Raw genomic sequence first — 20,657 nt, forward strand, 5'->3', positions numbered from 1 at the left:
TGCAGACGACCTTTGCCCAGGTGGCGATGACAATCTGGACAACAACAACAATGGTGTTCCAGACGAATGCGACCCGACTACTACACAGTATTTATCTTCAGAGGAAACAGCTCTCAAGGTATTCCCCAATCCAACAAGTGATTTTCTCCGTTTCAGCTTTGAGAGTAAGATTGGGGAAAATTATCACGTAAGTATTAAAAACATCCTCGGATCTACCGTTTTTAAAATGGATTTTAAAGGCACAGGAAGTACCATAACAAAACAAATCAATGCCCAATGGACTCCTGGTTTATACTTATTTGTACTGCAAAGTGATGGTGGATTGAGTCTTCAACCAGTGATAGTTCAATAGAATCATTCTGCTAACGAATACCATTAGAATAAAATTTGGAAGTGGTGTTGAACGAATGACTTTGACAAGAGTTTCAAAGGACCGGCGGGGTTTCACTGTAACTGTGAAACCCCGTTTGCTGCAAAAAAGCGAGGTTTCACAAAAAAAAGTACAACCAACTAAACCTTTTTACAACTAAGTAGTTTATAGTTGCGTGCGCAACCAAAAAAACATTTTTTGTCCAATTCTAATCAACTAATAGACCCCCTTTTACTGCTTACAATTCGTCTTGGCCGAATTGTAACAGGCAGGATGTATGATAAACTCAACAAAGAGGACCAGCACTTGATGGGGCCTCACATGGGGGTATTATCAGACTTATATCAAAAAGATGGCGTCCGTCAGCAGGATTTAGCAATATCTAGTTTCAAAGACAAAGCTACCATTACCAGATCTCTCAAGCTTTTAGAGCGCGAAGCCTTGGTGCTAAGAATAGCTGATCCTATAGACAAACGTACTAAACGCATCTACATTACCCCAAAAGGGCGTAAGGTATATCAAACTATTCTCCCGCTTGGCCAAGAGGTTATGGCCGAAGCAAAAGCAGGAATTACAGATTCAGAATTGGAAGCTTGCACAACTGTTTTGCAAAAAATGTACAACAACTTAAGCAAATAGTTGCACACGCAACTTGTACGGAATTAAAACTCAAGCATCGCTTGTTTTACAAATTAAAATTGGGTTGACGATATGACTGATCTTACAAAACGTCGATTATCCATTGTTGGAGCAGGGATAATTCTTTTGATAGGCTTCATGGGGTATAATTATCTTTCTCAGCAAAAGGAAGAAGCCCCTCGTAAGCCACAGGTCACCACTGCCAAGCAAGCTCAGGTGATGGCGGCACAACAAGAAACCATTGTAACAACCTTAGATGTACAGGGACAGTTAGCTGCCTTTGACAAGGTAGAACTCTATGCCGAGGTTGGTGGTATGGTGCAAAGTTCAGGACGCGCATTCAAAGTAGGTACTTTTTTCCCAAAAGGCAGTCCACTGATCAAAATCGACGATAGTGAAACCCGCTTGGCTTTACTTGCTCAAAAAAGCACGCTACTCAATGCCATTGCTCAAGCGATGCCTGATTTAAAAATCGATTATTCGGAAAACTTCACCGTATGGGAAGAATACCTGAACAGCTTCGATGTAGAAAAAGCCATCAAACCGCTCCCTGAGCCTAAAACAGATCAAGAGAAGCGCTTTATTGCCACTCGTAATCTTTACACTCAATATTACAACATCAAGAGCCAGGAAGAGCGGTTGAGTAAATTCACACTTTACGCACCTTTCGGAGGGGTACTTACTTCAGCCAGTATCAACCCTGGTACCGTTATCCGTACAGGGCAGAAGTTGGGAGAATTGATGGCAACAGGAAATTACGAACTCATTGCCACCGTACCAATGGCCGACCTCAACTACATCAAAGTAGGAAATTCTGTAAAATTGGCCTCCGAAGATATTGCTGGTGAGTGGCAGGGGACAGTCAAACGCATCAGCGACCAGATTGATCCCGGTTCTCAAACGGTACAGGTCTTTATTGGTGTAAAAGGCAAAGAACTTCGAGAGGGCATGTATCTCCGAGGCGACATTGTTGCTCGTTCCGTTGATGAAGCCGTACGTATTCCCCGAAATTTACTCGTAGATCAACGTCAGGTATTCACCATCCAGGATAGTACCCTACGTCTCCACACCATTAAATTGGTAAAAGTAGAACCAGAGAACATCATCGTACAAGGCGTTCCCAACGGTACTCCCCTATTGGCCAAGCCAATACCCGGTGCCTTTGACGGCATGAAAGTAGAACCATTACCTATTGTGGAACAGAATGCTTCCGATAATACGGAGGCCGCTCCGCTGGGAATGAACTAGCCCCAAATACCTGCTTCTTACCTTTCTCAATTATTGCTCTAGATTTCCAAGATTATGCGTGGAATTGTTCAATACTTCATTAAATACCCAGTAGCGGCCAACCTTATTATGTTTGGCCTCCTAGCACTGGGATATTTCGGGGCGGTCAATATGAAAACGACCTTTTTCCCGGAAACACCTAGCCGGATCATCAGTATCCAAACGATCTACCCAGGTGCTGCTCCAGAAGAAGTAGAAGAAGGTATCGTCAGCAAGATTGAAGACAATCTCAAGGGGCTTACGGGTGTCGAACGCTACACTTCCGTTAGTTCTGAAAACAGTGGAAACATCACCGTAGAAGTCCTCAAGGGTTATGACACCGACTTGGTCTTACAAGATGTAAAAAACGCTGTGGATCGGATCAACTCCTTCCCTACTGGCATGGAACCGCCTGTAATCTACAAGCGTGAAAACCTCGGCTTTGCGATCAATGTCGCCCTTAGTGGAGATGTAAGCTTAGCTGCATTGAAACTTTATGCCCGCGAGATCGAAGACGACCTCTTGGCCATGGATGGCCTTTCCAAAGTAACGCTAAGTGGATTTCCGGAAGAAGAAATCGAGATAACTTTCCGTGAGCGTGACCTGCGTGCTTTCGGACTGACTTTACAAGAAGCATCAACAGCTGTCCGTGGGTCAAACGTAGATATTACCGGTGGGACGATCAAAGGCAAGAAGGAAGAATTACTCGTGCGTGCACAGGGTAAAGAATACTATGCCGATGGCCTTCGGGATATTGTTGTAAAAACGACGCCAGAAGGAGGAACTGTCCGTTTACATCAAGTCGCAGATATCCGTGACAGGTGGGCAGACACCCCTAATCGTTCTTACCTTAACGGAGCTCCATCTGTACTCATCAACGTTCAGAATACACTTGAAGAAGACATGCTTAGCATTAATGCTAAAGTAAAGGAATATGTAGAGGACTTTAATAAGAGTAATTCAGAAGTTCAGGCAACGATCTCCCGCGATGGTAGTACCGTTCTCGTTCAACGCCGAGAATTGCTTGCTAAAAACGGGATCATTGGCTTCCTGATTGTACTCGCATTCTTAGCCATGTTTTTACACTGGCGCCTTGCTTTTTGGGTCGCACTGGCTATTCCTATTTCCTTTGCGGGGATGTTTATCTGTGCTAATTTGCTAGGCATCACCATCAATGTTATTTCTCTCTTTGGGATGATCATTGTAATTGGTATCCTCGTAGATGATGGCATCGTCATTGGTGAAAATATCTATCAACAATACGAAGACGGTAAATCTCCTGTACAAGCTGCCGTTGATGGTACGATGCAGGTTCTTCCCGCTGTTTTTGCAGCTATCATTACAACAATAGTTGCTTTTGCCAGCTTCCTCTTCATAGACGGTCGCTTGGGTGATTTCTTTAGCGAAATGGCCATTGTAGTAATTTTCTCCTTACTTTTTTCCTTGATTGAAGGCGTGCTAATTTTGCCTACTCACGTTGCCCACTCCAAAGCACTTAGCCAAGATCGAACACCTAATCTTCTACAAGCTTGGTTTGACCGGCGCATGAATTACTTAAGAGATAATATTTATGCCCCAGCACTGCGCTTCAGCATGAAGAACTCCTGGCTAATCAGCAGTGTTTTTGTTGGCTTCTTTATGATCACTATAGGGGCAATGAGTGGTGGGATCATAAAATCGACCTTCTTTCCTGTTATAGAAAGAGACGATGTAAGCATTACTCTCCAGATGCCGGCTGGTACGCAAGATGACATTACACTCAACTGGTTGGAATACATCGAAAAATCAGCATGGGAGGCCAACGAAGAATTAAGCCAGGAATATTTCAACGACGAAAAGGAGGCCATTGAAAGAATTGAGGTAACGCTAGGGCCAAGTACTTATCAGGGAACGATTTCTATAGCTTTGCTCGATGGTGAAAATCGTGGTGAACTTGCTTTACGGGAAGTCATTAATCGTATTAGAAGTAAAGTAGGCCAAATCCCGGAAGCCGAGGTATTGAGTTATGGTGCTCAATCCGCATTTGGTAAGCCTGTTTCAATTTCACTGGTAGGTCAAAACTACGAAGAACTTAAAGCCGCCACCGAAGAGGTGAAAGCCGAAATGAGCCAACTCGTAGAACTGGCCGATGTTGTGGATAATAATCAGGAAGGCCTCCGTGAAGTCAATATCACGCTCAAAGAAAAAGCACGCTTTCTGGGATTAGACATCCAGGATATTGTAGGGCAAGTACGCCAAGGCTTTTTTGGTGCCGAAGCACAGCGCCTGCAACGCGGACAGGATGAAGTAAGGGTATGGCTACGTTACAATGAAGAAGATCGCCGTACGATTGAAGATTTAGCCAAAATGCGGGTGCGTTTCCCCGATGGACGTGCTTTTCCGCTTTCGGAAATCGTTACTTTAGATGTACAACGCGGCGTGATCGGCATCAACCACATCGATGGCAAGCGGGAAATTAAAGTAGAAGCTGACATCGCCAACGACGAGGTATCTGTGAGTGATGTTACGACCAGCTTACAGACTGTCATCATCCCTGAGATCTTGAAAAAGTATTCAACTGTAACCGCTCAATACGAAGGTCAAAACAGGGAGCAAGCCAAGTCGGCTGCTTCCATTCAACTGGTGGGTGGTATTTGTTTTGCCTTGATGTTTTTCATCATCGCATTGACCTTCCGCTCTGTAGGGCAAACGATTATGGTATTCTTGCTCATTCCTTTTGCTTTTATCGGCGTAGGCTGGGGACACTGGTTGATGGGTGCACCAATCAGCTTATTCTCCTTCCTGGGAATTATCGCCTTGGTCGGTATTTTGGTTAATGACTCTCTCGTCTTTGTAAGCACTTACAATGATGAACTTCGCTCGGGGAAATCACAAATGGATGCTTTATACAAAGCAGGTGTGAGTCGCTTCCGGCCTATTCTTTTAACGACGGTTACTACTTTTGCCGGACTTGCTCCCTTGTTACTCGAGAAGAGTTTACAGGCCCAATTCCTTATTCCGATGGCCATCAGTGTTAGTTTTGGTTTGTTAGCAGCGACGATTACCATCCTACTTATGCTGCCGATTCTGCTCATTGCGTTGAACCGCTTCCGGGTTTACCGGGACTATTTGTGGAACGCCAAGAAACCGGAATATAGAGAGGTAGAACCCGCTTATAAAGAAACTATGCCCACGAAATAAGGAACAGCACGAAAATACTAAGAAGACACTATGCGAAAAAAAATAGCACTCGATATGGACGAGGTGGTCGCTAACGTGATGCCCAAATTCCTGGCCGCTTACGAGGCTGAATTTGGTAAACGCCTACAACGGGAAGACTACTGGGGAAAGAAAATTTATGACATCCCCGGTGCCGACCATATCAGAAACGTTCTATACAACAAGGGTTTTTTTCGCGACTTGCCCGTCATGGAAAACAGCCAAGAAGTCGTGCAGGAATTAAACGAGAAATACGATATCTTCTTCACAACATCTGCAATGGAGTTTCGTAATTCTCTGGAAGATAAATACGATTGGTTATTGGATCATTTTCCTTTCATTAGTTGGAAAAAGTTTGTCTTCTGCGGAGACAAAAGCATCCTTCGAGCAGACTATATGATTGATGATCATCCTCGTAATTTGAAAAAATTCGTCGGCAAAGGCCTCCTGTACACTGCCTCCCACAACATCGACGAGACCAGCTATACCAGGGTTAACAACTGGTTGGAGATTCGAGAATTTTTCGCATCGGAAACCCCTTGATAAAATGGCTGACAAAAAGGAAATCCGACGTGCGCAACTTACCGAACTAGTTTCAAAAAAAGCCCGTTTTGCGGTTGGAGGTGCATTGGCTACAGGAATTGATTACTTGATTTACTTCCCGCTGTTTGAGCAAGGAGTAGCTCCTGTGAAAGCACAAGTCATCGCGTATTCTGTTTCGGTCGTTGTTAATTTCCTTTTTCAGAAATATTTTGTTTTTGAACAACAGGGATCTACCCGTGCTACTTTTTTGTGGAGTATGTTAGTATCACTCGGAGGACTGGTGCTAAGTGCTGGTATTATTTATGTCCTCAACTGGTACCCCTTCTTTCAGGAGTATCAACTAATCGCTAAGCTGATGACCACCGGCCTGGTATTTTTTTACAACTTTTATTGTAAGCGTTATGTATTTGAAAGACGTTTTTTCTAAGAGCATACTGTGTTTTATTCTTGGATTTGGAATGTTGTTTTCTACAAGCCTCAATGCCCAGGAAGCACTAAGCCTGGAGCAAGCGATTGCTAAAGGGCTCACAAACAACTACCAGGTTCGCCTATCGAGGGCTTCCGTCGCCATTGCTGAAAACAACAACGACTGGTCCTTAACAGGAAAGTATCCAGAAGTCAACCTCACCCTTGGCTCTGACAACTCCTACTCCTCAACAGAAAACCCAGCGAGCGTCGTGACGCAAAGCTCTGTGATTTCCAACGCCGTGGTGCCTGGTGTTTCTGCAAGTTGGGTTTTGTACAATGGCTCTCGGGTTACTTATGCCAAGGATCAACTCGCCAAACAGTTGGACCTTAGTCAAGAACAGCTCGAGGCACAAATACAAAGCACTATTCAGGGCATCATCCAAGCTTACTATGGTGCGCTCGTACAGCGAGAACAACTAGAAGTGCTTCAAGAGGTCTTGGGCTTGTCTCGTGATCGGATTCGCTATCAGGAAACCCGTCAGGAATTTGGTCAGGCCGGGGCTTTTGATTTAGTACAAGCACAAGATGCTTACCTCAATGACTCCACCACTTATTTGGTACAACAAAATGCTTATCAAAATGCTTTGCGTAACCTACAGTTAATTATGGGAGTAGACACCCCTACCAATTTTACGTTGACCGACTCTCTTGAAGGTGTTACAACAGCATATACACAACAAGATTTAGAAGAAAAACTTCTCCAAAACAACCCCGAGTTACAAGCTAGCAATGTCAACATTCAACTAGCTGCCCTTAATACAGAAGTGCTGGGTGTCGCTCGCTTACCACAAGTAAGTTTAAATGCTGGTGCCAACTACAATATCAATGTCAGCAACGGTTCTCAAACCTTCAACTTTGGGGGCATGCCTAGCGAACAAGACTTGCCAGGCGTAGCCGCTAAAACCCTCCGTGGCTTCGTCAACTTGACAGCAACCTACAATATTTATGACGGCGGTGCTAGAAAGCGTCGGATAGAGACTGCCCAGCTGCAGGAGTTACAATCTCAATTACAATACACCAGCTTGGAGCAAAGTCTAAAAACTCAGCTTGCCAATACCTATGCGACCTACCAAAACCAGCAACAACTGGTGAGTCTGACAAGCGAACTCGTATCCAATGCCCGCCGTAACCTCACCATCGCAGAGGAGCGCCAAAAAGGAGGGCTGATCAATTCGTTTGATTACCGTAGTATACAATTGGGGTATATCAACGCTACCCAATCACGCTTGAACGCAATTCTCAATCTAAAAAATACCGAAACAGAATTACTTCGCCTGACCGGGGAGCTGGTGCGTTAATTTTTTTCCTTCTCTGACTATTTTTGTGATCAAGCTAAAGTAAAGATCGTAAGCGACTGATTAAGGAGCGTGATTTTGCTTTCGATTGGCTCTAAACATAAAAATTGTCAGAGATTTTTTTTTACGCCCGTTATGCAATTATTAACGCCAATGCATCTACGCCTGGAAACCAAAATTCTAGGAAACATGAACAAAGTATTGCTTGGCCTCTTTTTGAGTTGTTTTACCTTTTTTAGCCTCTCGGCTCAAAAGGAATTGGAAACAACGATTCGTGATGTAACGGTGTATCTTCAAACCGCCCAGATTACCCGTACAGGGAAAATGAATTTACCTGCCGGCCGAGGCACAATCGTACTTACCGGCCTGAGCCCCCTACTCGACCAAAGCTCTGTACGCCTTGGCGCTACGGGCGACTTCACTATTTTGACGGTTAACCCTCGTAATAATTACCTCACAGCACCTACCGATTCTCCAGAATATGCTGGACTGGTTGCGGAACGTGAACGCCTTTCAGACCTTTTGGCTAGAGAACAGATCAAACTCGATGTTCTTTCAGAAGAAGAAAAAGTATTATTGGCAAACAAATCGATTGGCGGCACCCAAACAGGTGTAGACGTAGACGCATTACTGAAAGTAAGCCAATATATGCGCCAACGTTTGGGCGAAATACGACTAGAGCGCTTTGACATTAGTACCAATATGCGCACCGATCAGGAAAAGCTCAAGCAAGTAGATCAACAGCTTAATGAAATTCGGAAAACACAACAAAAAAGTGTCTCAGAGGTTGTCGTACAATACCAGGCAGACCGTGCTGTTAATGCAGAATTTCAACTTATGTACCTTATCAATGGAGCATCTTGGTCGGCAACTTATGACCTTCGCGTTGAAGATCTTGAGCAAGCTGTTGATCTTAGCTATGGTGCAATTGTGACGCAGAGCACTGGCGAAGATTGGAAAAACATCAAACTCACCCTTTCAACAGGTAATCCTCGCCAGCAGCAAAATGCTCCTCGCGTTACCACTTGGTACCTCAACCCCAACCAGCCGTATGCCCGGGCGCAACAACCTGCTGGTTATGCGTACGATGATTTGATGCAAACCTCTAATGTTGTCGTTACCAGAGAGGAGGTAGAAGCTGATTTTGCAGGCGCAGATGTTTCCGTAAACCTTACAAATACAGAATTCAAAGTACGCCTCGCACAAGACATTCTTAGCAATGGGCAGCAATACCGGGTACTTGTAGACGATTACGAATTACCTGCAGACTACCAATACTACGCAGCACCGAAATATGATTGCCATGTTTACCTGACTGCTCGTGTAACCGATTGGCGCAAATATAGCCTGCTACCTGGCCCTGTTAATTTGTTTTTCGACGGCGCTTATGTAGGCAAATCCCAACTATCTACAGGTATCGCTACAGACACACTCGTCTTCAGTTTGGGTCGCGACGAAGGCCTTACTATCGAACGGGAGCGGGAAGACAAATACCGTAGTCGCCGCTTCCTAGGTACCAAAACCGAACAAAAAATAGGCTGGACCATTAAAGTGCAAAAGAGCCGCAAAAATGATGTCCCCCTCATTATTGAAGATCAGATTCCGGTATCTACTACAGATGAGATAGAAGTAGAACTGGATCAAGCCAAAGGTGCAACACATGATCCTACGACCGGTAAGCTCCGCTGGGAATTGGACCTCAAGTTTGGTGAACAAAAAGAAATAGGCTTCCGCTATCTCGTCAAGCATCCCAAGAATATGAATATTTTCTTAGAATAACCTGACAGTAGATTTGAGTTAGGATAGAACATCGATTCAACAGATCACAAAGTCGACACAAGTGAATAATCACAGGTTTTTAAACCGTGTCAATCTGCAAAATCCGTTGAGCCTGTGTTCTATCCTCTTCTATGTATTTTCTCTCTTCCTTCTGCATTCATCTAAAAAAACCAAATCGCCATAAAAAGCGACCATTAGAATTTTCTTACCTTTGGGGGTCAGTTTAACCTTATCATGGATACAGACCCTAGTTTTTTATCTTGGCATCGACTTATCGGTTTAGCCAGTTTTATTTGCCTCTTTATTCCTCGCTTAAGTGCGACATCTGTTGATGCTCAGGTAGAGGCACAGGTAGACAAGATTATCGCTTATGCGGAAGAAGAGGTAAAGGAGCGTTTACAACTCCTTGATCAATCTTTATTAGAGCATCGCCTAGACGCAACTGTTCGACGATTGATATCTAATCATCTTCGATACCCTGCGCAAACGTCCCGCAATCTAGGGCGAGCAATTGCTTATTTCCCCATTTTTGAAGCCGAGCTGGCCGCAGCGGGTTTACCCGAAACGCTCAAGTATTTACCTGTCATTGAATCGGCGCTATTACCCAACGCTGTGTCTAGAGTCGGCGCAGAAGGACTTTGGCAATTCATGCCTGAAACAGCCCCAGAATTTGGGTTAACCATTGATGAATACCTCGACGAACGACTAGACACTTATCGGGCTACACAAGGAGCTATTCGCTATCTCCAAAGTGCTTATGAATACCTTGGCGATTGGTCTTTAGCCATTGCTGCTTACAATGCAGGGAAAGGCCGAGTAAGGAGAGCACAACGACGCAGTGGAGGAAAGCACTTCTGGTCTGTACGTCGTTACTTACCCAGAGAAACGCGCAACTACGTACCTGCTTTTATTGCGGCCATATACCTTACCGAATTTTACGCTGCTCATGAAATAACTCCCTTCTTCCCAGCATTAGATCAACAGTTGGTGGAAAGGATGGTCATTGAAACACCTCTAAGTTTTTATCGGATTGCTCAGGTAACGGGATTATCCATTGAGTTTATTCAAAACCTAAACCCTGGTTATAAAAAAGGCTACCTGCCAGCTTACCCTGGTGGCCACAATCTTATCTTGCCACAGCGGGTCATCCCAGCTATGAATACCTACCTAGCGACTTATGACCAAGTGGAAGATGAGCCTATTTTACCATGGGCCCCTATCTTTAAGCTCAACGATTACCAGCCAGATGACCACTTAAATTATCAGACATTCACAACACTTGTTGCCGAGGGAGACTCCTTGGCCTCAGTAGCGAAGCGGCTTAATTTTTCGAGTTCTCAATTGGCGATATGGAACAACATCTCCCCCTTGGATTCCCTCACTGAAGGACAAGTCATAAAATTTTTCCAGCCCGTTCTTTTTCACGATCTTCCTATGCGGGAAATTGCATCTAATAACTGGAGAGCCCCTCATTTACAGGCAGATAAAATCGTCAGCACGCTGAGTCCAGTATTCCATGCTCTGCCTTCAGCAATTAACGTTAAATTCTGTTTTCAATTAAACCGTAGAGAAAAACCTTCGGAGATTTTATCACGCTTTCCAAAGGTTGACAACGAGCAATTTTACCAGCAAAATGATCTTTCAAAAGACCGCGCCTTACCAGCAGGAAGGTTAATCTATTTGCCTTCACGGTAATAACCAGAATAATCTTCTCTTATTCTACCAGAAAAAATTCTGTCCTTCAGGCAATAGACCATTCTATTTGTCGTTTTTCTACCATCGTAACAAAGGAAGTATTTAGTTTATCTGATAATACTTCACACGGAACACGCTCCAAAAAAAACACTACATTAAGTAGCTAAGAAGCACGAACTATTGAGAGAGTAGTTTGAATCATCAGCAGCAGGTGTACATTCATAGGAATGGCCTGCTGCCTTTTTTTTGCTTCATTGTTAAAAAAAATGAAAAAAACTTATCTTACACATGACTTTTTCGAATAACCTCCGTCACAAGAGAAATTAAACAAATGTTTTTATGGATTTAACTAGCCTCATTCAAAGCCAAGTATCAGAAGGACTGATCGATCAACTATCAAACCAACTGGGTGGTGTTGACAAAGAAACGACCTCTGCTGCTACAAGCAGTATCCTTACTACTTTGCTAGGCGCTATGGCACGTAATGCTTCTACTCCTGATGGAGCTTCTGCCTTGAACAATGCCCTCGAAAATGACCACGACGGAAGTATCCTTGACGATGTTATGGGAATGGTTACGGGTCAGCGTAGCATCGACAACGAACGTGCCGTGAATGGTGCTGGTATTTTGAACCACGTTTTGGGTAACCGCCAGGGTGGTGCTATTGACATGATCAGTAAGATGAGTGGTTTGGATGCTAGCAAAACGGGTAGCTTGATGACAACACTTGCTCCTATTGTAATGGGCATGTTGGGTAAAACCAAGCGTGAACAAGGCCTTGACCAAGGTGGATTGACCGACCTATTGACTGGTTTCACCAAACAACAGCAAGGAAGTAACCCTACCATGAGCTTAATCACTGGCTTCCTGGATGCTGATGGCGACGGTAGCATCATTGATGATGTAGCAGGCATGCTCGGCAAAGGCTTACTGGGCGGTTTGTTCAAGCGCAAGTAAACAGACCTCCGCTAAGGAATAAAGAAAACCCCAACTACTGTTCAGTAGCTGGGGTTTTCTTTATTTACAAGCGCTTATTATTCTCTGTAGCTTATCCGGTAAATCGCATCGGCATAATCATCTGATACCAGCATTGAACCATCAGGTAGGAATTCCAAATCTACAGGCCGACCCCATACTTCATCTTCTTCCTCATCTAGCCAGCCACTCGCAAAGGCTTGATAATCGATGGCTTGCTGATTTTCATCGAGTGTCACCATCGTAACACGATAACCTGCTTTTTTACTACGGTTCCAGCTACCGTGCTCAGCAATTAAAATTTGTTTTTGGTAGGCAGCAGGAAACATTGCTCCTGTATAAAACTCCACCCCTAGTGGTGCGATATGTGCACCAAGTTTTTGCACTGGAGCGATGTAGTCTGCACAATCTTTACCTTCTCCAAATTTTTCATCGGGCAAATCTCCTTGATGACAATAAGGATAGCCAAAATGTTGGCCCATAGCGGTAGCATGATTCAGCTCACAGGCGGGGATATCATCTCCCAGCATATCACGGCCATTATCAGTAAACCAAAGCTCTTGATCATCAGGATGCCAGGTAAAACCAACCGTATTTCGGATACCGTGTTGAACTACCTCTAATCCTGTTCCATCAGGATTAATACGGGTAATACTAGCAAAAATATCTTCCTCTGATTCACAAATATTGCATGGCGCACCAACAGGAACATACAGTTTGCCATCAGGCCCAAAATCAATAAACTTCCACCCGTGGTGCGTTTCTGTAGGATATTGATCGTAGATAACTACGGGGTCTCCTGGTTGGTCAAGGTGGTTCTCTATATCAACAAATTTTATTACCCTACTCACTTCCGCTACGTATAGATCACCATCGCGAAATGCTACGCCATTTGGCATTTGCAGGTCTTCTGCAAGCACATATTTTTCATCCACAAAGAAATCACCGTCAGTATCTTTCAAGGCGTATACTTTGCCTTCGCCTCTGGTCCCCACAAATATGGTGCCCGCTGGAGAAATCGCCATAGAACGAGCATTTGTAATGTCTTTAGCAAATACTTCAATTTTGAAGCCCTCAGGGAGCTTGATTCGATCAATGGGTAACTCTTCTGACGCTGATTTGAGTGGATTCTTAATAGGAGGATTGACTTGTCCACACCCAGCTAGCAACAGACAAAAAAGAAGAGGTAAATATTTCATAGTTGGAAGTAGTTAGTTACTACAGTGAAAAACAAAAGCGGGAGGAATGTTCAATGGGGTAAAGCTTGTTTTTACTTTTGGGAAAATGCTTTCGTACAATGACTTCAGAATAGTAGAGTAGTGCATTTGCACAAAAAAGCCTTTCGGTGCCAAATGGTCACGACATGTTCTCACTATGTTTTCTGCGACTTCTTTGGGGAAAATAACAAATGGAATGGCTGAAATTATGTGGTCTGCCTTTTCGTAACCATGTTGACGCAGATACCGCTCAATGAACTCTGCGGAGTCTTCGATAACCACCAAACGATCATCCTCTATTTTTCGAAGTAAATCACAAAAGTTGGCTTGTACTTCAAATGTCAGAAGCTTTGCTTCTGGGTGCATTTTTTTAAGGATATGGCGAGTTACAACACCGTCTCCTCCACCTAATTCTATGATAATCCGGGCTTTGTCAAAATCAATCCCTTTAAGCATTGATTGGCATAAAAAGCGCGAACTAGGGGTTACAGTGCCAGTGGTGCGGAGGTTTTTAATACCCTCTCGTAAAAATTTGATCTTATTCATTCCTTTCCTTCGTCAATCACAGATGGAATCAAAAGTACGGAAATATTTCTGGTATTAATTCAGAATTAACATTGTAAGGAAAGAACTTAAAGTCTAATTTTTAACGCCCCAGAAAGTTACGCAAGTCAGGGAAGCTGCTTAGATATTGCGCTGCTTCACCTTTTTCAAGGCGTCTACCGTAGAGATAAGGAACAACGTATGCTCCTCGATACCCTGTACTGATCAACTCACGTCGAAAATTATCTGCCGCTGCAAAATTAGAGAATGCTCCGGCAGTAAACCGTTGATAAGGAGAGGAAGAAGCTTGCTCCAGCATCAACTGTGGCCGCTGGCTAAGTTTTACATCACTAACAGAACGCTGCACCGACATGACCTGCACTTTATAACATAGGGCTTCTTCCAAAGCATTGTTGGCAGGAGATTTTGCCTGTTCAACTCCAATGACAGGCACTGACCTTGTCGAAAAACTAGTCGCTACAGGAGCAAAGTGAGCATCTATTTGATAATCCTGTTCACTATGGGCTAAGGCCCGGATAAAGATGCGTTCCGCTTTTATACCATTTGATTCTAAAGTCCGACTATACGTTGTCAATAACTGAAGCGCCGAATAAAGTTCACTACTGAGGGCCCCCTGAAGGTTTTGGGGTACATAGCAGGTCAAAACCAAATGATCTTCAGGAAATTGTTTTGCTTGTTCCGCCAAGCTCACCAACCAGGTGGGCCTTACCGCAGTATTTAAGCTGGAAGACCTTGTTTGCCAAGTGTAGGCGTTGGTCGTGGGTGATGGAGCCACAGGTACAGATACGGGAGGCTTAGGTACAGGCTGGTTGACCACGGGAGTACTGGCCACTGGCGCTGCTGGCGGACTAGCAATAAAGGAAAAAGTAGGTGGTTCCATTTCTTGCCGGTACTTGGTAAAATACGCTACGTAAAGATCACGCTGTCCTAGCCCATCTTTGCGCGACGAGGCTAAGAACCCCGTGAATCCATCGCGAGCTAATCGAAAATGCGTATCGTCATCCGCAGAATTAATGGGTAGCCCCATATTTACGGGAGGAGACCAACGTGCAGCTTCAGGTAGATATACCGTTCGCATGACATCTAGTCCTCCGATAGATTTTTTACTATCATTGGTACTATAGTAAAGTGTTTTACCATCACGAGCAAGGAAGGGAGTCGTTTCATCAAAGGCGGAGTTGATGATCGGGCCCATATTTACCGGTGCCAGCCATCGCCCGTCTCGAAAAGATGTTTGATATAAATCAAGCCCGCCATAGCCTCCAGGCTTACGGCTGGCGAAAATGATCAACGTATCATTATAAGAAAACAATTGTTGCTCCCCATTTTGTCCCCTAACAGGTGCGAGTAATGGCGTAGTAGTAAGCGTACGTTGCTCAGATTGCTGAAAAGTATCCGCAAAAATTTCTCCGCGTTCCCAATTCCAGCCCTGATAGTAAAGCAACACCTGCCCCTGACCTGCAAAGCCGATAAGGTGTTCATGTTGTGGGCTGTTGAGTAAACTATGGAGTGCCTTCGCCTCCTGCCACTGCCCTCCCTCTAGTTGGGTGTAAAACATGTCACTTAGAAAACGTCCAAATTTTTCATCAGGACGAGTATCCTTATCCCTTGGCCCACCACTATTGCCTGGCCTAACGGCACTAAAATACAACTGGGTAGAGCGAGAAGGACTCAACACAGGAGCAAATTCGTCGCCGCTCGTGTTGACCTGAGCCCCCATATTTTCTACAATCGCACGAGCATCATGAAACCGCAATCGTAATCCATTATCACATCTCCGAATTTCTTCAATAATCATCGGCCGGTTAGGGTGATCAGGACGAAGTGTACGTAGGTATAACTTATAGTGTGCAGCAGCTTCAGCAAACTGTTGTTGAGCATGGAGAATCTTCCCCAGGTACAACCAGCATTCTGGATAAGGAGACTTGTCTGCCGTTGTCAAAGATGCCAATAAAGCCTGGGCTTCTTCCAAGCGATTCAGTTGATAATAGCAAACAGCAATTAAAAACTGACTTTCTTCGTCACTTCGTACAAGTTGTCGTGATCGCTCCAAGGTCTGGATAGCATCTTCGTAATGCTCGGTAGCAATAAAGGCTTTCGCTTCTTCCTTCAATGTACTTTTAGGCTGTGCACCCAAAGAAAGGCTGAACAATACTAAGAACCCGATCAGGACATACTTGTAGAACAACATAGCCGGTTTTTGGTACAGGAATAGCTCTTATTTCACCACTTTCAGACTCAAATCAAGGCTAACAGCCGAATGGGTTAATGCTCCCACAGAAATGAAGTTCACACCCGTTTGGGCGATCTTACGTACGGTGTGGATATTGACCCCTCCGGAGGCTTCGGTCTCAAAGCGTTTATTTACTACAGCAACCGCTTCCGCCAGGATAGGTAATTCAAAATTATCCAGCATAATTCGGTCCACTTTGCCTATTCCCAAAACCTCATAAAGCTCGACCAGGTTTCGTACTTCAATCGTGATAGGCAAATTTAGTTGCTTCTCCTTTTGATAGGCCGTAACCTGCTGAATAGCTGCGGTAATACCACCACATGCATCAATGTGATTGTCTTTCAGCATGATGCGGTCGTACAATCCGTCACGGTAATTATGGCAGCCACCCAAACGAACTGCCCATTTTTCAATGAACCTCAAGTTTGGGGTCGTCTTTCTGGTGTCCAATATTTTAACCGGCATATCTTCCACCTCAAAAACGAAGCGATTACTTAGCGTAGCTATACCACTCATTCGTTGCATCGTATTGAGTACCAGGCGTTCTGCTTTAAGCAGGGCTTGCGTATTACAGGTAACCTCAAAAGCAATGTCGCCGTAGCTCATCGTTTTCCCATCCTCTGTATTGATTTTCAGTTCAGCATCAGGGTCTACGTGGCGAAAAATGCGTTCAGCAATGGCCAGTCCAGCAATAATACCGGGATCTTTCACGAGCAGGCGGGCGGTAGAACGATCATCTGCCGGGATACAAGCCAGCGACGTGTGGTCGCCTTCACCTACATCTTCCCGCAAAGCACGGACGATAAAATCATGAATCTGCTCTTCTAATTTAGCATCTAGGGTAAAGGACATGTTTGATTTTTTTGCTGTTAAAACTATAAACCGGGCTTTCGCTAAAGTCTATGTTTCTTAAAACATGATCCCAAGGCGAAGAATAATACTGTTAAATTTACCTTTCGAATCTTCTTTGGTTTCCCGGCCGTTGCTTACGAGAAGGGTATTCTTGTCCTTGGTTACATCTGTGAAACCAGACTGAAAAGCAATTCCGCCTATAATAGCTGTATTTGAAGAGATCGTGTATTCAACACCTCCCCCAATTCCCCAGGAAAGATTCAAAAGATTTACCGCTGATTTGATATCGAAATCTTCCTCACTGTCTACCGCTGCATCATTGAGGATGTTACCCTTAGACTGTGTACGGAAACCCATCGTCATACGAGGCTCAACATAGTACTTCAGGTAACCAAACTCACGCGTACGCAGTTTCAAACCAAAAGGAATTTCAACGTACTGGATACTGTATTTAAAATCAGTACCACCTTCATAGACATTATCGCCGGGAATATTGGCATCAGTCCACAGGCTAACGGTATCAATGGTTTCTTCATAAAAAAGTTTCCCTCCAGCGTTGAAATGGAAACCAATACCCGTCGTGAAAGAGTAATTTTCACGGAAGTAATATTCACCAATCATTCCTAACTTTAAGCCCAGATTTGGGCCATTGGTATTAATCTTGTTATCATCAGTAGATAACCAAGAAACAGCTGGGCTTAGTTCGAAACCAAACTGAATGTCATTTTGGGCAGATAGACTCAAACTAAAGAAAAGGAGTCCACAAATTGCAATAATATTTTTCATCGTTTAAACTGTTTTTTTGTTTAACGCAAGCGATGTTGTCCTATTGGAAAGATGCTCAACAATTTTTGTTCAGCTCCTTCGTTGGAAAAAGCACGGCAAAAATAGCTTTTTGATAAGTAAATCACGTTATGCTCCAGTATAGTAAACAAAGTTTAACCATTTTTATCTTCTTTGGGCTGCTTTTAGCAGCTTGTACCGATGATAAACGCCCTTTGCCTGATGTTTCTGATATCGAAGCCCCTTTAACTATCTTGCGTTTTGAGCAAGACCTATTTAGCTTAGACACTATTGATTTCGCCAATTCTATCGCTGGCCTGGCTACTAAATATCCGGAATTTGCAGAACTTTTCAGCACTAGTATTCTGGAAGCTGGTTCTCTTTCAAACATGTCACCTGAGCAGTTGGATTATTTTCGCGGATTCGTCACCTCTCCCGTGTACCGAGCGGTTTATGACACGACCCAAATGATTTTCCCTGATTTGACAGACACGGAAAAAGAATTGCAACAGGCGCTTCGTTATTTTCGCTATTATTTCCCCGAGATTGAAGCACCTCAGCGCTTGATTACTTTTAACTCGGCATTCAATTATGCGAGTATCATCTTTGGCGAAAATGATTTGGGCGCCAGTTTAGATATGTTTCTAGGCCCAAATTTTGACTACCAAAAATACAGCCCTGGTGCTGCCATTTTTTCCAACTACCTGGTACGTACTTACAACAAAGACCACCTGACCGCCTCCCTTTTGCGCGTTTTACTGGATGATGTGTTTGGTAGCGCTCCGGGGACGAGACTACTCGACGAGATGGTCCATCGTGGAAAAAAGCTCTATGTTTTAGAACAACTGCTACCAGAGACGACCGATACAGTGATCTTTCGAACGACTGCTACACAGCAGGAGTGGTTGGTGGAAAACGAACGCAATCTATGGTCTCACTTCCTGACGGAAGACCTCTTGTACAATTCTCGTTTCCAGGATATTCGTAAGCTTATTGAGCCCAGCCCTAATGGCTCTCCAGTACTGCCGGAAGATTCTCCCGGAGAATCGGCCAACTACGTGGGCTATCAGATTGTTAAACAATTTATGGAGCGGCATCCGGAAATTCCACTAAGTGACCTCCTTGTTTACCAAGATGCCCAGGAAATTTTAGAGCAATCGCGATATAAGCCTTCGCGTAAGTAACTCTGCCTCTTATCTTATTGATTCTCTGACATTTTTTGTGTTTAGAGTCAACCGAAAACAAATATCACGTTCCTTATCAGTCACTTACGATTTTTGTTTCAGCTTGACCACAAAAAACATCAGAGAAGGCTCTTATTTAGATAATTGCTTAACTTTATATGCTATTAGAATAGCATTGGAATATAAAAATACCATTATGTTGACACGTACCATCCCCTTGGTTGATTTGTCGAAATTTGAACACGGCAGCCCAGCAGAACGGCAAGCTTTTGTTGATGAATTAGGAAAAGCTTTCCACGAAATCGGTTTTGTAGGCGTTACAGGCCACGGAATCCCCAAGTCATTAATTGATGACTTTTACAGTAGCTCAAAGGCTTTTTTCGCACTTGAAAAAGCGACAAAGTCGAAATATGAGGTTCCTGGCTTAGCTGGTCAGCGGGGCTATACTTCTTTTGGCAAAGAACACGCCAAAGGCAGTAAAGTAGCTGATTTGAAAGAATTCTTCCAGATTGGTCAGGAAGTACCTGACGAAGATCCTTTAAAGCCCGAATACCCTGACAATGTTCAGGTTGCTGAAATTCCAGAATTTCCTCAGCTTGGGCGTCAGCTTTATCAGGCATTCGAAGAGAAAGGAGGAGCATTGTTGCGTGCCATTGCTCTTCATCTGGATTTGCCAGAAGGCTATTTTGATGACCGAATCGAGAAAGGGAATAGCATCCTAAGAGCTATCCATTACCCGCCAATCACTTCTGAACCAGCTTCAGCCATTCGGGCAGAGAGCCACGAAGACATCAACCTGATCACCCTACTGGTAGGAGCCTCTGCCGGAGGTTTGCAGCTCCTTAACATGGACGGTGACTGGCAAGATATCCAGCCTGAAGATGACGAGATCGTGATCAATGTGGGAGATATGTTGCAGCGTTTAACCAATAATTACCTAAAATCTACCACTCACCGGGTCGTCAATCCTCCCCGTGAAATGTGGCACTTGCCGCGCTTGAGCATTCCGTTTTTCCTACACCCTCGCAGCAAGATGGATTTGACGGTATTAGACAGTTGTATAACAGCTGATCGCCCGGTTGCTTATGAACCCATCACTGCAGGCGAATACCTGGATGAGCGTTTGCGGGAGATTGGTTTGAAAAAGTAGTATTTTTAGCTTGGCTAAACTTCAAACGCAACGCGACGTCAAAAGCGCGTCAATATTTGCGAAGATCAGTGTCTTTTGTGGGCTTAGACCATCAAAAACTGGCAGAGTCCCACAAATTCAACTACCTTTGCGCCAGCTACTCAGCCTATGCTGAACACTTAGCTGTATACTTTTGCAGAAAAAACCTGATAGCATGAATACATTGCTGTTATTCCAATTTTTAGGACCAGAAATGCTGGTTATTTTCTTTGCTATTTTGTTGCTCTTCGGTGGGCGCAAAATTCCTGAACTGATGCGCGGCATCGGTAAAGGTATTCGCGAATTCAACACTGCTCGCAACTCCCTGGAAAGTGAGTTAAAAGAGGGTTTGAAAGAAGAGAATAAGAAAAGTACAACGACTGAGTCTTAAATTAAAGTCGGAAGTCGGAGATCGGAATTATGTGATT

General features: G+C 44.1%; 18 protein-coding genes. 13 read left to right on the top strand and 5 right to left on the bottom strand.

Annotated features, from left to right (window positions below; genetic code table 11):
* The 10 genes from ACRBG0_RS00830 to ACRBG0_RS00875 all read left to right on the top strand — a co-directional run.
* On the top strand, positions 1 to 352 hold a 352-nt coding region (locus ACRBG0_RS00830; RefSeq protein ID WP_431485038.1), incomplete at its 5' end, for a T9SS type A sorting domain-containing protein.
* Positions 353 to 568: 216 nt separating this feature from the next.
* Positions 569 to 1,009, top strand: coding sequence for a MarR family winged helix-turn-helix transcriptional regulator (locus ACRBG0_RS00835; RefSeq protein WP_431485039.1), 441 nt, complete (start codon positions 569 to 571; stop codon positions 1,007 to 1,009).
* Positions 1,010 to 1,081: 72 nt separating this feature from the next.
* Entirely contained in the window at positions 1,082 to 2,257 is a 1,176-nt protein-coding gene (locus ACRBG0_RS00840) for an efflux RND transporter periplasmic adaptor subunit (protein WP_431485040.1), read from the top strand.
* Between the two features lie 54 nt (positions 2,258 to 2,311).
* A complete protein-coding gene (locus tag ACRBG0_RS00845; RefSeq protein WP_431485041.1) occupies positions 2,312 to 5,455 on the top strand; it encodes an efflux RND transporter permease subunit in 3,144 nt (1,047 codons plus the stop codon).
* A gap of 30 nt (positions 5,456 to 5,485) precedes the next feature.
* Entirely contained in the window at positions 5,486 to 6,016 is a 531-nt protein-coding gene (locus ACRBG0_RS00850; protein ID WP_431485042.1) for a 5' nucleotidase, NT5C type, read from the top strand.
* A 4-nt stretch (positions 6,017 to 6,020) separates the two neighbouring features.
* On the top strand, positions 6,021 to 6,443 hold the full coding sequence (locus ACRBG0_RS00855) for a GtrA family protein (RefSeq protein ID WP_431485043.1): 423 nt from the start codon (positions 6,021 to 6,023) through the stop codon (positions 6,441 to 6,443).
* Between the two features lie 31 nt (positions 6,444 to 6,474).
* On the top strand, positions 6,475 to 7,782 hold the full coding sequence (locus ACRBG0_RS00860; protein WP_431485044.1) for a TolC family protein: 1,308 nt from the start codon (positions 6,475 to 6,477) through the stop codon (positions 7,780 to 7,782).
* A 186-nt stretch (positions 7,783 to 7,968) separates the two neighbouring features.
* Entirely contained in the window at positions 7,969 to 9,558 is a 1,590-nt protein-coding gene (locus ACRBG0_RS00865) for a DUF4139 domain-containing protein (RefSeq protein WP_431485045.1), read from the top strand.
* Positions 9,559 to 9,792: 234 nt separating this feature from the next.
* Positions 9,793 to 11,253 (top strand): transglycosylase SLT domain-containing protein, encoded by a 1,461-nt coding sequence (locus tag ACRBG0_RS00870; protein WP_431485046.1) that lies wholly within the window; start codon positions 9,793 to 9,795, stop codon positions 11,251 to 11,253.
* Between the two features lie 339 nt (positions 11,254 to 11,592).
* The gene (locus ACRBG0_RS00875) at positions 11,593 to 12,210 is read left to right on the top strand and encodes a DUF937 domain-containing protein (protein WP_431485047.1); all 618 of its coding nucleotides are present in this window, start codon (positions 11,593 to 11,595) and stop codon (positions 12,208 to 12,210) included.
* Between the two features lie 77 nt (positions 12,211 to 12,287).
* Here ACRBG0_RS00875 and ACRBG0_RS00880 read toward each other — a convergent pair whose 3' ends face one another.
* From ACRBG0_RS00880 to ACRBG0_RS00900, 5 genes are all read right to left on the bottom strand, one after another.
* Positions 12,288 to 13,427 carry a PQQ-dependent sugar dehydrogenase gene (locus ACRBG0_RS00880; protein ID WP_431485048.1) on the bottom strand — a complete coding sequence of 380 codons (1,140 nt, stop codon included), beginning with the start codon at positions 13,425 to 13,427 and terminating at the stop codon, positions 12,288 to 12,290.
* Between the two features lie 12 nt (positions 13,428 to 13,439).
* On the bottom strand, positions 13,440 to 13,991 hold the full coding sequence (locus tag ACRBG0_RS00885) for a class I SAM-dependent methyltransferase (RefSeq protein ID WP_431485049.1): 552 nt from the start codon (positions 13,989 to 13,991) through the stop codon (positions 13,440 to 13,442).
* Between the two features lie 100 nt (positions 13,992 to 14,091).
* Positions 14,092 to 16,200, bottom strand: a complete 2,109-nt coding sequence (locus tag ACRBG0_RS00890; RefSeq protein ID WP_431485050.1) for a tetratricopeptide repeat protein — start codon at positions 16,198 to 16,200, stop codon at positions 14,092 to 14,094.
* 27 nt (positions 16,201 to 16,227) lie between these two features.
* A complete protein-coding gene (gene nadC, locus ACRBG0_RS00895; RefSeq protein WP_431485051.1) occupies positions 16,228 to 17,094 on the bottom strand; it encodes a carboxylating nicotinate-nucleotide diphosphorylase in 867 nt (288 codons plus the stop codon).
* A 57-nt stretch (positions 17,095 to 17,151) separates the two neighbouring features.
* Positions 17,152 to 17,880, bottom strand: a complete 729-nt coding sequence (locus tag ACRBG0_RS00900) for a porin family protein (RefSeq protein ID WP_431485052.1) — start codon at positions 17,878 to 17,880, stop codon at positions 17,152 to 17,154.
* Positions 17,881 to 18,008: 128 nt separating this feature from the next.
* Between ACRBG0_RS00900 and ACRBG0_RS00905 the strand changes: the two genes are divergently transcribed.
* The 3 genes from ACRBG0_RS00905 (at position 18,009) to ACRBG0_RS00915 (ending at position 20,620) form a co-directional block, all read left to right on the top strand.
* A complete protein-coding gene (locus ACRBG0_RS00905; RefSeq protein WP_431485053.1) occupies positions 18,009 to 19,061 on the top strand; it encodes a hypothetical protein in 1,053 nt (350 codons plus the stop codon).
* Positions 19,062 to 19,257: 196 nt separating this feature from the next.
* Positions 19,258 to 20,211, top strand: coding sequence for an isopenicillin N synthase family dioxygenase (locus ACRBG0_RS00910; RefSeq protein WP_431485054.1), 954 nt, complete (start codon positions 19,258 to 19,260; stop codon positions 20,209 to 20,211).
* A gap of 193 nt (positions 20,212 to 20,404) precedes the next feature.
* Positions 20,405 to 20,620: a Sec-independent protein translocase subunit TatA/TatB gene (locus ACRBG0_RS00915; RefSeq protein ID WP_020537007.1), complete on the top strand. Its 216-nt coding sequence runs from the start codon at positions 20,405 to 20,407 to the stop codon at positions 20,618 to 20,620.
* Positions 20,621 to 20,657 lie beyond the last annotated feature (37 nt).

The organism is Lewinella sp. (assembly GCF_050633125.1).
GTDB lineage: Bacteria > Bacteroidota > Bacteroidia > Chitinophagales > Saprospiraceae > Lewinella.

What these genes read in the sequence shown, in the direction of transcription:
- ACRBG0_RS00855 (WP_431485043.1), top strand. Translation starts at nt 6,021, where the DNA reads ATGGCTGACAAAAAGGAAATCCGACGTGCGCAACTTACCGAACTAGTT.
- ACRBG0_RS00865 (WP_431485045.1), top strand. Translation starts at nt 7,969, where the DNA reads ATGAACAAAGTATTGCTTGGCCTCTTTTTGAGTTGTTTTACCTTTTTT.
- ACRBG0_RS00905 (WP_431485053.1), top strand. Translation starts at nt 18,009, where the DNA reads ATGCTCCAGTATAGTAAACAAAGTTTAACCATTTTTATCTTCTTTGGG.
- ACRBG0_RS00915 (WP_020537007.1), top strand. Translation starts at nt 20,405, where the DNA reads ATGAATACATTGCTGTTATTCCAATTTTTAGGACCAGAAATGCTGGTT.
- ACRBG0_RS00860 (WP_431485044.1), top strand. Translation starts at nt 6,475, where the DNA reads ATGTTGTTTTCTACAAGCCTCAATGCCCAGGAAGCACTAAGCCTGGAG.
- ACRBG0_RS00885 (WP_431485049.1), bottom strand. Translation starts at nt 13,991, where the DNA reads ATGAATAAGATCAAATTTTTACGAGAGGGTATTAAAAACCTCCGCACC.
- ACRBG0_RS00850 (WP_431485042.1), top strand. Translation starts at nt 5,486, where the DNA reads ATGCGAAAAAAAATAGCACTCGATATGGACGAGGTGGTCGCTAACGTG.
- ACRBG0_RS00890 (WP_431485050.1), bottom strand. Translation starts at nt 16,200, where the DNA reads ATGTTGTTCTACAAGTATGTCCTGATCGGGTTCTTAGTATTGTTCAGC.
- ACRBG0_RS00840 (WP_431485040.1), top strand. Translation starts at nt 1,082, where the DNA reads ATGACTGATCTTACAAAACGTCGATTATCCATTGTTGGAGCAGGGATA.
- ACRBG0_RS00870 (WP_431485046.1), top strand. Translation starts at nt 9,793, where the DNA reads ATGGATACAGACCCTAGTTTTTTATCTTGGCATCGACTTATCGGTTTA.
- nadC (WP_431485051.1), bottom strand. Translation starts at nt 17,094, where the DNA reads ATGTCCTTTACCCTAGATGCTAAATTAGAAGAGCAGATTCATGATTTT.
- ACRBG0_RS00900 (WP_431485052.1), bottom strand. Translation starts at nt 17,880, where the DNA reads ATGAAAAATATTATTGCAATTTGTGGACTCCTTTTCTTTAGTTTGAGT.
- ACRBG0_RS00875 (WP_431485047.1), top strand. Translation starts at nt 11,593, where the DNA reads ATGGATTTAACTAGCCTCATTCAAAGCCAAGTATCAGAAGGACTGATC.
- ACRBG0_RS00910 (WP_431485054.1), top strand. Translation starts at nt 19,258, where the DNA reads ATGTTGACACGTACCATCCCCTTGGTTGATTTGTCGAAATTTGAACAC.
- ACRBG0_RS00880 (WP_431485048.1), bottom strand. Translation starts at nt 13,427, where the DNA reads ATGAAATATTTACCTCTTCTTTTTTGTCTGTTGCTAGCTGGGTGTGGA.
- ACRBG0_RS00845 (WP_431485041.1), top strand. Translation starts at nt 2,312, where the DNA reads ATGCGTGGAATTGTTCAATACTTCATTAAATACCCAGTAGCGGCCAAC.